We start from the raw sequence: 14,202 nt of genomic DNA on the forward strand, positions 1-14,202 counted from the left end.
AAATTTTATTTCATGACGGCTTCAGCCTGCCCTGCCGAAACCTTATCATCCAGTTTAAACATCATCAGCAACCCCAAACTAATGGCATGGAAAATGGCAGGGATCCCGGCAATTAAGAACATAATCGCCGTCATCGTTTCCGATGACACCGCCTCACCCGCTTTGTAACCGCTAAGGGAGAGCACTAGCCCAACCATCCCACCCGCCAGTGCCAGACCAACCTTCATCGAAAAGAGCGTACCGGCAGCGACAGCCCCAGACATTCTGACGCCGGATTTGTCTTCACAATAGTCGGCACAATCAGAAGGCAGCGCCCATGCAGTAATCGAGCCAAGTTCAGCCATCAATACCGACAGCACCAGTAGAACACATGCCAGTGAGATTTGTTCAGGGTTAACGAAATAGAGACATAATGCCGCCACGCCACCGCCCAGTTGCGCCACCTTCAGCGTACCTAATTTCGAGAGTTTGTTGCGCTTAATCAGTTGAATAGCAATCATCGGCGCAATGATCCCCGCAATCGCTGTGGCCGAAAGCAGACCAGAAACAAAGGCATCCCCACGATTCAGGAAATACTTCACAAAATAAATAGTCACACTGCCTTTAATTACAAAAGCAATGGAGCTGGTAATTTTGAACAGATAGAAAACAACCACCGGTTTCGCTTTCAGCATAATTCCCAGTTGTTTGGTAAACGGGACTTTATCCGTCTCCACGTTAACCTGATATCGCTCCTTTGTTCCCCAGAAACAGAGCAGCATAAACGCCGTGGCCAGTACGGCAATAAAGCTCATCGCCATCATGTAGGCGCGTGCTTCATCGGTTTTTCCATACCAGGCGACGAAAATCGGCACTACCATTGAGCAGATAAGAAAGGCCATTTTAGCCAGTGGGAAACGCCAGGAGTTGGCGCTTAAACGATCCATGGGATCGGCGGTGAGTGTCGTCAACAACGCCACATACGGCACCACCGTGGAGGCATACATCAGGATCAGAAATAGATAGGTAATCACTGCATAGACTAGCTTTCCAGTGGGTGAAAAGTCCGGCGCCAGAAAGACTAAAAAACAGGAAATACCGTAAGGGATCGCCAACCAGAGCAAAAAAGGACGATACGAGCCGTGCTTTGTCCGCGTGCGATCGGAGATATTACCGATAAATGGATCATAGAAGGCATCAACCAGACGGGCAACAATAAACAATATCCCCATCGCCGCTGCCGAAATCCCTAAAACATCGGTATAAAAATAGGGCAAAAACATCATCGTCATCCCAAGAAAAATGTTCGCTGACGAATCACCTAACCCATAACAGATCTTCTCTTTGATACTCAATTTATGCTGTTGCTTCATGAGAAACCCTCTTTATGAATATATATTCATTATCGAATTACTATTCACACAAAGGTTAAGCCCACGAATTTAGCGCTGGCAAGTGGTTAGTCGTGACATTGTTACCAGTATCACAATTAACCTCATTCTTTTGCTTCTAAGCGCGCCGTCATCTAGTGGCGAAATGTCATCTTATTAATAAACAAGACGTTTATGCTGGCTGGCCGTTTCTCTCGTCATTCAGATAACGCTTACTCCTTTCAGTCTCACAGTAAAAACCTCACAGTAATCAGCAGAAATGGCGGCGTTTTTGTGATCGCATGCTCATTTTTTCGCCTTGACAGTGGAATGTTAACGGTAACCTCCCTTACTCTCATCGTGAATATAAAATCACAATGGAATATATATTCCAAAGGAGAGGTGCTATGAGCGAACAAAGTATTGCCCTGTGGGGGCGGTTTGAGTATCAAGTCACGGACGTTGACGATCCTCGCCATTTTACCGACACCGAGCTATCAGCCACCTTTACCTGCGGCGAAGAATCCCGCACGGTTTGGGGCTTTTACAACGGTAACGGTCAGTTCATACTGCGCTTTATGCCGGATATCCCCGGCGTCTGGCACTATCGCATCAGCTCAAATATTCCTTCGCAGTCCCCTGTCGAAGGAACGTTTACCTGCGTCCCTGAAACACAGTTAACCGGCCCGGTACAGCGTGATGGCGACGGGCACTTCCGCTATGCCAATGGCAACGCGTTTTATCCTTTTGGCACCACGGCCTACGTCTGGAACTACCAACCGGACGATATACAGCAACAAACGCTGGCATCGCTGGCGGCGAGTCCGTTCAATAAAATCCGCATGTGCGTATTTCCTAAACACTATCGCTACAATCTGCAGGAACCGATGCGCTTCCCCTTTCCGGGTACCCTCGACCAGGGATTTGATTTTACCCGCTTCGATACCACCTTCTTTGCCCAGTTGGAGAGTCAAATACAAAAGCTGGATGAACTGAATATTGAGGTGGATTTGATCCTCTTTCATCCGTATGACCGCTGGGGATTTTCCGCCATGTCGCAGGAGACCGATCGCCGCTATCTCCGCTACGTGGTGGCACGCCTCGCATCGTTTAAAAATATTTGGTGGTCGCTGGCCAATGAGTTCGACCTGCTGAAAGAAAAACCGATGTCATTCTGGGATGCCGCCATAGCGCAAATCAAACGCGAGGATCCCTCTTCGCACATGATCTCCATTCATAACTGGCACAACCCGCCGATCCACTACCGCTCAAATGCGCACTGGTACGATCATCACAATCCCGCGCTCACCCACGCCAGCATCCAGCACCACGATATGCACTTTGTCCCGGAATGGCGGCAGACATTTGCCAAACCCATTGTCATTGACGAATGCTGCTATGAAGGCAATGTCGATCTCGGCTGGGGCAATATCACCGGAGAAAAAATGACTGCATTGTTCTGGCATGGCGTAATACTCGGCGGCTATGTCACTCACGGCGAAACATACCTGAATGAAGATGAGATTATTTGGTGGTCACATGGCGGCACGCTCAAAGGAACAAGCATCCCGCGCATCGCTTTTTTGCGCAACATCCTTGAGGAAGGACAAGCCAAACGCCTGACACCGCTCCCGTGGGGTAGCCACTGGGATACGTCGATGGGGATAAGCTGCGAGGGCAACTGGGGACTGTTCTATTTTGGCGATCATTGCCCTGCCTACAAGATGATGACTATGTTGCCGGAGAATACGACGTGGAAGGTCGATATCATTGATACCTGGGCCATGACGATCACGCCGGTTGCGGGGGTTATTCAACACGGTGACAAGCTGGATCTACCGGCTAAGCCATGGATTGCTCTACGCTTAATAAAACTCTGATAACTACAGCCAGCCCCAGGGGCTGGCGATAACTTGACTCACCGCGGCGTCACCCTTTGACCAGATTGCGCGCTGTCGGGTAGTCGGTGATCAGTACGTCGATATAATTCCCCTGCAGCGCGCCACGGATCGCATTCTGTTTTTCTACCCCGCCCGCCAACGCTATCACATGGTTGCAGTCGCGGATCTGCGCCAGCTCCATGCCGATAACCGGGTCTTCCTCATGGCTGAGTACCGGATTGCCCGCCGCGTCGTAATAATGCAGACAGATATCCCCGACCGCGCCGCGTTCGGCCAGCAGTCGCAGCATCTCTTCGTTGTAATAGTTTCCTGAATTTTTCAGCAATTGAGAAGGTTCCAGCTCCCCGATGCCGACAATCGCCACATCCACTTCAGCAAATTTTTCGACGACCGCCGCCACGTCCGGGCTGTTAACCAGCCGAGAACGTTCTTCCACCGAATGCTCAATACTTTGCGAAGGCAACAGCCAGGCCGGGCAGCCGAGGTGTGCCGCCAGCTGTTGCGTCAGAATCGTGGCCTGCACGTTGCCGTTTGGCCCCACGCCACCCAGTAATTGGATCACGCCTGCCGCCCGGATATTTTGCGGGTGCATTTCATCAACCATGCAGCGAATGGTACTACTCCAGGAGGAAATACCGACCAGGTCTTCGGCACGCAGACGAGTTTCAACGTAATGTGCCGCCGCACTGCCAATGGCATGCTTAATTTGCGTACTACTGGGGTTGTCGCCAACATCCACGACAATCGCCTGGCGCAGACCAAACCGCTCTTCAATGGCTTTTTCCAGCTCGACAAAGATATTAGTCGGCTGTACGACGGTGATTTTCACCAGCCCTTCTTTCTGACAACGCGTCAAGGCACGGGAGACAAAGGACTGCGACAAATGCAGCAGCGTGGCGATTTCAGACTGTTTTTTATTTTCGGCGTAGTAAAGTGTGGCAATCTTAACCAGCAACCGCTGTTCATCCTGCTTTGACATAACATTCCCCCTGGTAAACTGCCTGTTATTTTTATTCATACCTGAATAGATAACAAGTCGTCTGCGCCTTTCCGGTTATCGCGTTAGTGTGATCCTTTTCTCTTTTCGCCAAAATTTGCTGCTATAAGGCGTAGACAAACCCTCAGACAAGGCATATCTTTAATCATGAATAATAAATCAGTAGTGAATATTTATTCTAACCGATAACGACCAACTGTTTTAGCTGCATATTACGCAGTGGATAGCGAGACAGTTGCACTACTGCACCCACATGGAATATTTATTCACTAAGGATTAAACATTCAAGAGGTGTCTTATGAATCCGTTTTCGCTCTCAATACCAGAGCTAGTCAAGAAAGCACGTGCGATACGTCGTCGCATTATCGTGTTGAATGCAGAAAGCCCGGCGGGGGGACATACCGGCGCTGACCTGTCGCAGGTCGAACTGCTGACAGCACTCTATTTTCGCATCCTGAATTGCTCACCAGAGCTTATAGCAAGCGATGAGCGCGACATCTACATCCAGTCGAAAGGTCATGCAGTGGGCGGTTACTACTGCGTGCTGGCTGAGGCTGGTTTTATTCCCGTGGACTGGCTGGCGACCTATCAGCACGCCGATTCACACCTGCCGGGTCATCCGGTGAAACACAAAACGCCAGGGATCGAACTGAATACCGGAGCGCTCGGTCACGGTCTGCCGGTCGCCGTGGGCATTGCGCTGGCAGCTAAACGTAACAACAGCAAGCGCCGGGTGTTTGTCGTTACCGGTGATGGTGAACTGGCAGAAGGAAGCAACTGGGAAGCCGCACTGGTCGCCGCCCACTACAAGCTGGATAACCTGATTATCATCAACGACAAAAATAACCTCCAACTTGCCGGCGCAACCAAAGAGATCATGAACACCGATCCACTGGATGAGAAATGGCGCGCCTTCGGTATGCAGGTCACAGAGTGCCGCGGTAATGATATGAGTGATGTGGTGCGCACGCTGGAAGGGTTAACCCCGGAAGGTAAACCGCACGTCGTCATTGCCCACACCACCAAAGGGGCCGGGATCTCCTTTATTCAAGGCCGCCCGGAATGGCACCACCGCGTGCCAAAAGGGGAAGAAGTTGAACTGGCGCTGGAGGAACTGAAAGATGCGTAATAGTGAACACCTCGCCACCGTGATGGTGAATACCTTAATTGCCGCGGTCGAGCGCGGAATGGACGTTGTACCCGTCGTTGCTGACTCAACGTCTACGGCGAAAATCGCCCCGTTTATGAAGGAATTTCCCGGTCGTCTGGTCAACGTGGGTATCGCCGAACAGACGCTGGTTGGCGCCGCCGCCGGCCTGGCGCTGGGGGGCAAAATCGCCGTCACCTGTAATGCCGCTCCGTTCCTTATTTCGCGGGCTAATGAGCAAATCAAAGTCGACATTTGCTACAACAACACCAACGTGAAGCTGATCGGCCTGAACGCGGGCGCCAGCTACGGCCCCCTCGCCAGCACACATCACAGTATTGATGACATTTCCGTTCTGCGCGGTTTTGGCAATATTGAAATTTACGCCCCGTCCTGCCCAGTGGAATGCCGGCAGATTATCGACTATGCCTTAAGCCACGTCGGCCCGGTTTATGTTCGCCTCGACGGAAAAGCCTTACCGGAACTACACGACGAAAATTACCAGTTCACTCCGGGTAATATCGATATTCTGCGGAAAGGAAAAGATGTCGCTCTGGTCGCGATGGGCTCAACCGTCCATGAAATTGTCGAGGCTGCCACAGTGCTGGAACAGGCGGGTATTGATGCAAGCGTAATCAGTGTACCGTCAATTCGTCCCTGCAATACCCAACAACTGTTGGCGGCATTAGCCCACTGCAAGGCCGTGGTCAGTGTGGAAGAGCATAACATTAATGGCGGCGTGGGAAGCCTGGTGGCCGAGGTACTGGCAGAAGCTGGCTGTGCCATTCCGCTGCGCCGACTCGGCATTGGCGATGGTCAATATGCTATCGCGGCCGATCGCGCGGCAACACGTGCCCGCCACGAAATTGACGCCGCTGGCGTCGTGAAAAACGCCGCCGCGCTGTTGCAGCGCCACACGATAAAACAATAACAACAGAACACTTACTGGAGAAAGCGATGTCACGAATTCCTCAACAGTTGACCATGGCGGTGATTATTGGCAATCGGGGATTTTTCCCAAGCTATCTGGTTGCTGAAGCCCGCGAACAAGCCAGCGTGCTCTTTGCGCGACTGGGTATTAAAACCATTATGCTCGACGATACGCAAACGGAACTCGGTGGGGTAGAAACCCGCCAGGATGCGAAAGTGTGCGCCGAACTTTTCCGCGCTCACCGCGACGACATTCACGGCGTGGTAGTGCTGTTGCCGAACTTTGGCGATGAAAAAGCAATAGCGGAAACGCTGCGCCTGTCTGGCCTGAATGTCCCGGTACTGGTTCAGGCGCAGGAAGATAACCTTGATAAAATGGGGCTTGCCACTCGCCGTGACAGCTTCTGTGGAAAAATCTCCCTGTGCAATAACCTGCGTCAGTACGGCATTCCATTTACGCTCACCACCCAGCATGTCTGCGATCTGGCCGGTGAGGTTTTTGCTCAGGATCTGAAACGTTTCGAACAGATTTGCCGTGTTGTCAGCAGCATGCGTGGCGTACGCGTCGGCGCTATCGGTGCTCGCCCGGCTGGATTCAATACCGTTCGCTACAGCGAAAAATTACTCGAAAGACTGGGTATCGCCGTTGAAACGCTGGATCTGTCTGAAGTCTTTACCCGCATCAAATGTCTGCGCGATGACGATATCCGTGTGGATGAAAAACGTCGTCTGCTGCTGGATAACGCCGATGCCAGCGCCATTCCCGCCGACAAACTCGTCACAATGGCAAAACTGTTTGTCGTCATCAGCGAATGGGTCATCGCTAACGATATAGATACCACTGCGATCCAGTGCTGGACTTCGCTGCAGGAAAATTTAGGCATCAACGTATGCTCAATCATGAGCGTGATGTCCGGGCAGTTAATGCCCAGCGCATGCGAAGTGGATGTGATGGGCGCGCTGTCAATGTACGCCCTCGCCAGCAGTAATTTAAGCCCGGCTTCCATTGCCGACTGGAATAACAATTTCGGCGACGATCGTGATAAATGTGTGCTTTTTCACTGCGGAAACTTTGCATCAGCCAGTCTGGAGAGCCCCAAAATGGGCACAGCGGACATCATCGGTACCACCGTTGGGAAAGAGAACACCTGCGGTGCAGTACATGGACGCATGAAAAGCGGCACACTGACCTATTTCCGCCTGAGCACCGACGATTTAACCGGTGAAATCAAAGCGTACGTCGGAGAAGGCCAATCGGTAGACGATCCGCTGGATACGGTTGGCTGTCGTGCAGTAATCCAGGTGCCGCATCTGGAGAATTTACTGGCGTGGATCTGTCGTAACGGTTTTGAACATCACGTGGCAATGAACCATTCCGCCAGCGCCGAGGTGCTGCATGAAGCCTTCACCCGCTATCTCGGGGTGGATACGTTGTTCCATCGCTAATACTCAGGGAAACAGAGAGGCTGGAGAAAACGATGTCAGCAACGAAAGACATTATTATTGCGCTTGATGAAGGCACCACCAATGCCAAAGCCGTTGCGCTGGACGGTCGGGGAAATGTGGTCGCGAAGTTCTCCCGCGCGCTGGCGATCCACACGCCTCGCGAAGGCTGGGTTGAACAGTCCGGCGACGCGCTGCTGGAGGCCTCTCTGGCTGTAATGGCGCAAGCAGTTGCCGCCGTAGGTACGCAGCGGGTGGCGGCGCTGGCGATCAGTAATCAGCGAGAAACGGCAATCGGCTGGTATCGCGCAAGCGGGCGTCCGCTCGGCCCCGCCATTACCTGGCAATGCTCGCGCACGGCTGACTTTTGCCGGGCGTTGCGCGAGCAAGGTCATGAGGCGAAAATAAAATCCATCACCGGATTGCCCGTCGCCCCGCTCTTTTCCGCCTCTAAAATGCGCTGGCTTCTGGAGTCCGTCCCCAACGGAATGGCGCTCGCGCAGCAAGGCGAAATTTGCCTCGGCACTATCGATAGCTGGTTACTGTGGAATCTTACCGGCGGTGCGGCGTTTCGTTGTGACGCCTCCAACGCTTCGCGCACGCAGTTGCTCAATCTACATAGCGGCCAATGGGATAGCGAGATGCTGGCGCTGTTTGGTATCCCGCAACAGGCGCTGCCAGAAGTTTGCCCTTCCAGTCATCATTTTGGCGTGACGAAAGGTCTGGCGACCATCCCCGATGGGATCCCCATTCTGGCGATGATTGGCGATTCTCATGCCGCGCTCTTTGCCCACGGGCTAGGTGCTGAAGGTTGTGTTAAAGCGACCTATGGCACCGGCTCATCGGTGATGGCTCCGGTATCTTCAACGCAGTCTGCGGTGAATGCGCTGGCAACAACTATTGCCTGGCATGATGGCGATACCCGGGTCTATGGTCTGGAAGGCAATATTCCCCATACCGGCGATGCTGTGGCCTGGATGGCCGACAGTACCGGCTTAAGCGAACTGCCGGAGGAGCAACTGTTACATGAACTCAATACTCTGCCCGCCACGGTCGACTCGACGCTGGGCGTCTATTTTGTTCCGGCACTTACCGGGCTGGGCGCACCCTGGTGGGATGAAAGCGCCCGGGGGTTAATTCATGGCCTCAGCCGCGGCGTGAAACGCGCGCATCTGGTGCGCGCCGCGCTGGAGTCTATTACCTATCAAATTGCCGATGTGGTGCAAGCGATGCACCAGCACAGCGGTTTCAGCCTCAGCGCGCTGATGGTTGATGGCGGGCCAACAAAAAATGATTGGCTGATGCAGTACCAGTCCGATCTGCTGGGTTGCCCGGTGATGCGCAGCGACATTCCCGAGCTTTCAGCCATTGGCGCCGGGCTGCTGGCACGCAAGGCGCTGCTCGGTACAGAAACCGCTCAGCTACGCCATTTTTTGCCCGACCACATATCATTTCAGCCAAACGCAGAGCGTCACGGTCGATTGCAAAAACGCTGGCACGAGTGGCAAAGCGCCGTTGAGCGTACGCGCTGGCAAACACCTTAGCGAGTCAGCAATCATGATAAATCCGCCCGCAGCCACGACTGAGTGCGGGCGCTAATCGCGAACAAACTCACCAATCGCCAGATAGGTGGCTTTAGCTTCCTGCGGGACTTTATCCTCCAGCATCAGATAAGCATGCGTCATCCCAGGAAAGTGAACATGCTGTACGGGTATCCTCTCAGCTTGCAGTCTGGCGACAAAAGCAAAATTCTCATCCCGTAAAGGATCCAACCCACCACTGACTACCAGAGTGGGTGGAAAATCCTGGCTCAACGGCAGGTAAAGCGGAGACGTCTGTTTACGATCTTCTTCATTGCGGAAATATTGCTGAAAATACCAGCGTATTTTGCTTTCATCCAGTAGCTTTCCGGTACCGTTCTCCTGCACCGATGGCCAGTTCAGCGTGTAGTCCAGGCTCGGATAAATCAGCACCAGGCGATGAATAAATCCTGGCTGCTCGGGAAAAGTAGGCCGCCAGCGTCGTGCTAAATGCGCCGCCACCGCTGTCGCCGATAAGCGTGAGTTGGCGAGTGTAAGGAATATGCTGACTGTCGAGCAGCGACCAGACGTTTTCTATTACTGCTTTTGCATCAGAAAGACCAGCCGGATACGGGTTTTCTGGCGCAAGTCGATAATCAACCGACACAACGATATTTCCTGTCGCCATCGCCAGATGACGGGCAACCGGGTCATACACTTCCACCGAACCGCTCAGATGCCCACCGCCATGGATAAACACCACCACCTTCGGCTCTCCGGTCAGTGCCGGGCGATAAATCCGTACCGGGATGCAACGCTCTCCGGTATCCACTTCCGTATTGATAATCGCCGCCATCGGTTCTGAGGTGGACACATTTGCTTTTGTCAGTGCTGCTAACCCTGCTCTTGAGCAGAGCGTGTCGTAGCAAAGGTTGGGATTGCGAGGTTGTGCTGCGAGTAAATCAGCCAGAAGCGCAGGCGGTGTTTGCGTCAGCGAGCCGTGTTCCTGTTGCCAGCGCTGTTGATAACCTTGCTGTTGCGTCTGCACAGTCTCAACGTTGGCAGTCTCACAGGAAAAGCACTCTGCCATCGACTGGCGTTGCCGCCCGTGTTCATCAAAGTTCTCTGCGGCCAACCAGCGCTGTAACACGGCGTCACACTGGGGCCATTCGCTATCAATCATTGATAACCAGTCGCTGTCGCGATTACGCCCCTTGCGCACAATCTTCTGGCGAAAGCGACCTTCGAAGATAAACCCAAGGCGTTCCGCTGCCCGTCGAGAAGCGGTGTTCAGAGAATCGCATTTCCACTCCACGCGACGATAGCCCAACGCAAATGCCTGGCGTAACAGCAGCCAGATGCTTTCGGTGCCGAGAACCGTATTTTTCATACGCGGTGACCAGGTCACATGACCAATTTCGACCGAACCGTGCTCTCGTTCAATCGCCATAAAGCACACCAGTCCAACGGCACGTCCTGAACGCTGTTCAATGACGGCATAGGGAACCAGAGATGCATCAGTAACTTTCCCCTGCACCCAGCAAGCTGCGGCCTCGACGCTTGTGGGGCGAGAGCTTGCAAGCCAGGTCCAGTCGCGATCGTCCGGCGCCTGCGCGTAGGCATCAAACAGATCGGCGGCATGGCTGTCGGCATCCAGGGGAACCAGTCGACAATATTGCCCTATCAGCGTTTCCCGTGGCAGTACGGCAGCGCCATTCCAGTCCGGCACGACATCGCCGACGGTCTGCCCATAAAGATTTATTTCCGGCACGATTCAACCCCAGTAGCGAAGTAAAAAATAGTTATAACACTGGCCATTACACCTTCAAAGCGTCGCAAGGGTGATTTTGACGACGAACAGAAAATCAGCAGTCCTTCTATACTGATTAAAAATCAACGCGGAAGAGAGCCTTATGCCACTATCTGATTTTCATGTTTCCGACCCTTTTACGTTAGGCATTGAACTGGAAATGCAGGTGGTCAATCCGCCAGGCTACGACCTGAGCCAGGATTCTTCCCGGCTGATTGATGCCGTAAAACCGCAGCTCACCGCCGGAGAAGTGAAGCACGATATCACCGAAAGTATGCTGGAGATGGCGACCGGAGTTTGCCGAAATATCGACCAGGCTGATGCTGAATTGTCAGCTATGCAGCAGATAATTATGCGAGTTGCTGCAGAGCATCACCTCGCCATTTGTGGCGGCGGCACACATCCATTTCAAAAATGGCAACGTCAGGAAGTCTGCGATGACGAACGCTATCGGCGCAACCTGGAAAATTTTGGCTATCTTATCCAGCAGGCGACGGTATTCGGCCAGCATGTGCATATCGGCTGCGCAAACGGCGATGATGCCATTTACCTGCTACACGGCCTGTCGCGATTTGTTCCCCATTTTATTGCGCTCTCGGCCGCCTCACCTTATATGCAGACCTCCGACACGCGGTTTGCCTGCGCGCGACTGAATATATTCTCCGGATTTCCCGATAATGGCCCGATGCCATGGGTGAATAACTGGCAAGAATTCGAGGGGCTATTCCGTCGACTGGCTTACACCAGCATGATTGATAGCATTAAAGATTTACACTGGGATATCCGCCCCAGCCCGCACTTTGGCACGGTAGAGGTTCGGGTCATGGATACGCCGCTGACCCTTGATCATGCGGTCAATATGGCAGGACTTATTCAGGCTACCGCCCACTGGTTACTCACCAAACGTCCATTCAAGCACCAGGAGCGTGATTACCTGTTGTATAAATTCAATCGTTTTCAGGCCTGTCGCTTTGGTATGGCGGGAATCGTCACCGACGTCAATACCGGCGACGGTTGCCGCCTGTCAGAAGACACATTGCGACTCCTGGAGAATATCGCTACCTCTGCAGATAAAGTAGGCGCAACCAGCGCGATTGAAGCTATACATCTGCAGGTTAAAAATGGTCATGATGAAGCACAAAACATGCGTGACTTTGTCGCCGAAGGCGGGTCACTAAGTGGTCTGGTGAAAAAACATTGTGAGATTTGGGCGGGGTTGTAAGCGTGGGAATTTGCGTTGCCCGCTGAGATCCCGGACAATAGCTTTTTAACTCAAGTTTAACAATGTCATGAAACACCCGCTTGAATCACTGATGACTGTCGCAGGGATCCTGCTACTGGCTTTTTTGTCTTGCCTGCTGCTACCTGCCCCCTCACTTGGCCTGATGCTGGCACAAAAACTCGTCGCCATTTTTCATCTGATGGATCTCAATCAGTTTTATACTTTACTGTTTTGCCTGTGGTTTTTACTGCTGGGCGTGATTGAATATTTGGTGCTGCGCTTCATCTGGCGGCGCTGGTTCTCGCTGGCGGATTAGGCCCGCGAGAACCCTCTGCTGTTAATGCGTTCGGCTATGATTTTCTTTGCGATAAGCTCCCGGCGGCTGGCTGAACGTACGGGTGAAAATACGCGTAAAGGTCTGCTGCGAATCGAATCCGTATTTCAAACAGATGTCGTACACTTTCTGGTCGGTATCGCGTAGATCGCGCGCCGCCAGCAGCAGCTTGCGCTCGCGGATGTAACGCCCAAGACTTTCGCCTTTGTACTGCATAAAAAGACGCTGCAGGTGCCATTTGGAATATCCCGCATGGCGTGCAATATCATCAATGCGCAATGGCTGATTCAAATTATCATCAATCCATTCAACAATCGTATCAATTACCTGAGCAGAAATCGTCATCATGCTCTCCCCTGTATTCATTGAGTCACCTGTTGCCACCAGGCCGTAAACGGTTGGTCCGGTTCGGACAGTATTACCGGTTCACCCAGCATTGGCGTCAGCAGTCGGTAATCCTGATGACGGCTGGCAAGCGCCAGTCGTTTGTAAGGATCATCCCAGGTATGTTTCGCCAGAACGAAACGGCCGGCATGCCCTGGCAACACGGCTTTCGCATGCAGATCTGCCGCAGCCTGCGCCGTTTCTTCCGGCATCATGTGAATAAACTTCCAGTCCTGGTCATACTGACCGTTCTCCATAATCGCCAAATCGACAGAGCCAAACTGCTCGCCGATGGCTTTAAAATGCGGTCCATAGCCGGAATCGCCGCTGTAATAAACGTTCTGCTCCGGCGTTTCGAACATGAAGCTCGCCCATAGCGTTTGGTTGCGTTTGATACCGCGCCCCGAGAAATGACGGGCGGGCAGCACATGAACGATCAACGAATCCGTCACTCTGACGGACTGATTCCAGTCCCGTTCTTCGATTATCTCGCTGCGCATCCCCCAAAAACGCAGATGCGACCCGACACCGAGCGGCGTAATCACCCGCTTAATTTTCGGCATTAGCGCCTTGATAGTGGCGAGATCCAGATGGTCATAGTGATCATGCGAGATGATGAGCAGGTCTATCTCCGGCATCGTCTGTGCGGTCCACGGATAATCACCGGCAAAGGCCTTGTTCAAGAACGAGAACGGTGCGGCATAATTGCTGAACACCGGATCAATCAGGATTCGTTGACCCGCCAGCTGTAAATACCACGAAGAATGGCCCAGCCAGACCAGGGTATCCTGCTGCGGCGAAAGCCCGGCGAGATCGGTCGCGACCATAGGTAACGGTTGTGCTGGTCGTGCATTTTCACGCTTAGCGACCAGAAACTCCCACCAGGCCGCCAGCATGCCTTTGTTGCCGGTATAGCCCGGTGTCGGCACCTGGTTATGAAACTGTCCATCACGATAGTGCGGTGACTGTTCAACCTGACTCAGTTGTGCCCCTTGCGGCGCCTGACCAAACCCGGCATTGAGTACAAACGGTAAACTTGCAGCTGCAGCAATAAGCATAATAACAACCACACAAACTGTGAGACGCTTCATATCCTGACCTTAAACGCGCCCCCTTTCCGCTGGTTTGCGCGACTGACTCTTGATTATGAGTGAGTAAGCACTCA

11 protein-coding genes and 2 pseudogenes are annotated in these 14,202 nt (G+C 52.9%); 7 read left to right on the top strand and 6 right to left on the bottom strand.

Translation table 11 applies throughout. From position 1 onward, the window contains the following. Window positions 1-5: 5 nt before the first annotated feature. A complete protein-coding gene (locus tag OGY17_RS06100) occupies window positions 6-1,352 on the bottom strand; it encodes a glycoside-pentoside-hexuronide (GPH):cation symporter (protein ID WP_286606636.1) in 1,347 nt (448 codons plus the stop codon). Between the two features lie 404 nt (window positions 1,353-1,756). Here OGY17_RS06100 and OGY17_RS06105 point away from each other — a divergent pair, with 404 nt between their 5' ends. Next, a complete protein-coding gene (locus OGY17_RS06105) occupies window positions 1,757-3,229 on the top strand; it encodes an apiosidase-like domain-containing protein (RefSeq protein WP_174770587.1) in 1,473 nt (490 codons plus the stop codon). Between the two features lie 49 nt (window positions 3,230-3,278). Here OGY17_RS06105 and OGY17_RS06110 read toward each other — a convergent pair whose 3' ends face one another. Then, entirely contained in the window at window positions 3,279-4,229 is a 951-nt protein-coding gene (locus tag OGY17_RS06110; protein WP_048214728.1) for a sugar-binding transcriptional regulator, read from the bottom strand. 316 nt (window positions 4,230-4,545) lie between these two features. Between OGY17_RS06110 and OGY17_RS06115 the strand changes: the two genes are divergently transcribed. From OGY17_RS06115 to OGY17_RS06130, 4 genes are read left to right on the top strand one after another with little or no spacing between them, the layout of a single operon-like run. Further along, the gene (locus OGY17_RS06115) at window positions 4,546-5,376 is read left to right on the top strand and encodes a transketolase (RefSeq protein WP_234102645.1); all 831 of its coding nucleotides are present in this window, start codon (window positions 4,546-4,548) and stop codon (window positions 5,374-5,376) included. Further along, window positions 5,369-6,325, top strand: coding sequence for a transketolase family protein (locus OGY17_RS06120; RefSeq protein WP_103015065.1), 957 nt, complete (start codon window positions 5,369-5,371; stop codon window positions 6,323-6,325). The genes OGY17_RS06115 and OGY17_RS06120 overlap by 8 nt, the downstream gene beginning before the upstream one ends. A gap of 26 nt (window positions 6,326-6,351) precedes the next feature. After that, window positions 6,352-7,770, top strand: a complete 1,419-nt coding sequence (locus tag OGY17_RS06125; protein ID WP_032942637.1) for an L-fucose/L-arabinose isomerase family protein — start codon at window positions 6,352-6,354, stop codon at window positions 7,768-7,770. Between the two features lie 32 nt (window positions 7,771-7,802). After that, the gene (locus OGY17_RS06130; RefSeq protein WP_048214730.1) at window positions 7,803-9,311 is read left to right on the top strand and encodes an FGGY family carbohydrate kinase; all 1,509 of its coding nucleotides are present in this window, start codon (window positions 7,803-7,805) and stop codon (window positions 9,309-9,311) included. Between the two features lie 51 nt (window positions 9,312-9,362). On the opposite strand, the pseudogene OGY17_RS23265 reads toward OGY17_RS06130, so the two are convergent. Then, window positions 9,363-10,377, bottom strand: a pseudogene (locus OGY17_RS23265) (alpha/beta hydrolase). After that, window positions 10,369-11,058 (bottom strand): annotated as a pseudogene (locus OGY17_RS06145) (GNAT family N-acetyltransferase); the annotation flags it as partial. The pseudogenes OGY17_RS06145 and OGY17_RS23265, both read right to left, overlap by 9 nt. A 142-nt stretch (window positions 11,059-11,200) precedes the next feature. On the opposite strand from OGY17_RS06145, the gene OGY17_RS06150 reads away from it, so the two are divergent. Together OGY17_RS06150 and OGY17_RS06155 are read left to right on the top strand one after the other, a co-directional pair. Then, window positions 11,201-12,319, top strand: coding sequence for a YbdK family carboxylate-amine ligase (locus tag OGY17_RS06150; RefSeq protein ID WP_286606639.1), 1,119 nt, complete (start codon window positions 11,201-11,203; stop codon window positions 12,317-12,319). A 67-nt stretch (window positions 12,320-12,386) separates the two neighbouring features. Then, window positions 12,387-12,635: a DUF1158 domain-containing protein gene (locus OGY17_RS06155; RefSeq protein ID WP_032942634.1), complete on the top strand. Its 249-nt coding sequence runs from the start codon at window positions 12,387-12,389 to the stop codon at window positions 12,633-12,635. Between the two features lie 21 nt (window positions 12,636-12,656). Here OGY17_RS06155 and OGY17_RS06160 read toward each other — a convergent pair whose 3' ends face one another. Next, window positions 12,657-12,998, bottom strand: coding sequence for a RamA family antibiotic efflux transcriptional regulator (locus tag OGY17_RS06160; RefSeq protein ID WP_003021996.1), 342 nt, complete (start codon window positions 12,996-12,998; stop codon window positions 12,657-12,659). A 17-nt stretch (window positions 12,999-13,015) separates the two neighbouring features. Further along, the gene (locus OGY17_RS06165; RefSeq protein ID WP_204557279.1) at window positions 13,016-14,128 is read right to left on the bottom strand and encodes an MBL fold metallo-hydrolase; all 1,113 of its coding nucleotides are present in this window, start codon (window positions 14,126-14,128) and stop codon (window positions 13,016-13,018) included. Window positions 14,129-14,202 lie beyond the last annotated feature (74 nt).

This window comes from Citrobacter sp. Cpo126 (assembly GCF_030332445.1).
Classification (GTDB): Bacteria; Pseudomonadota; Gammaproteobacteria; order Enterobacterales; family Enterobacteriaceae; genus Citrobacter; species Citrobacter portucalensis.

Bases quoted from the DNA above. Each gene is read 5' to 3' on its own strand.
- OGY17_RS06115 (WP_234102645.1), top strand. From the start codon at position 4,546: ATGAATCCGTTTTCGCTCTCAATACCAGAGCTAGTCAAGAAAGCACGT.
- OGY17_RS06120 (WP_103015065.1), top strand. From the start codon at position 5,369: ATGCGTAATAGTGAACACCTCGCCACCGTGATGGTGAATACCTTAATT.
- OGY17_RS06165 (WP_204557279.1), bottom strand. From the start codon at position 14,128: ATGAAGCGTCTCACAGTTTGTGTGGTTGTTATTATGCTTATTGCTGCA.
- OGY17_RS06110 (WP_048214728.1), bottom strand. From the start codon at position 4,229: ATGTCAAAGCAGGATGAACAGCGGTTGCTGGTTAAGATTGCCACACTT.
- OGY17_RS06100 (WP_286606636.1), bottom strand. From the start codon at position 1,352: ATGAAGCAACAGCATAAATTGAGTATCAAAGAGAAGATCTGTTATGGG.
- OGY17_RS06160 (WP_003021996.1), bottom strand. From the start codon at position 12,998: ATGACGATTTCTGCTCAGGTAATTGATACGATTGTTGAATGGATTGAT.
- OGY17_RS06105 (WP_174770587.1), top strand. From the start codon at position 1,757: ATGAGCGAACAAAGTATTGCCCTGTGGGGGCGGTTTGAGTATCAAGTC.
- OGY17_RS06130 (WP_048214730.1), top strand. From the start codon at position 7,803: ATGTCAGCAACGAAAGACATTATTATTGCGCTTGATGAAGGCACCACC.
- OGY17_RS06150 (WP_286606639.1), top strand. From the start codon at position 11,201: ATGCCACTATCTGATTTTCATGTTTCCGACCCTTTTACGTTAGGCATT.
- OGY17_RS06155 (WP_032942634.1), top strand. From the start codon at position 12,387: ATGAAACACCCGCTTGAATCACTGATGACTGTCGCAGGGATCCTGCTA.
- OGY17_RS06125 (WP_032942637.1), top strand. From the start codon at position 6,352: ATGTCACGAATTCCTCAACAGTTGACCATGGCGGTGATTATTGGCAAT.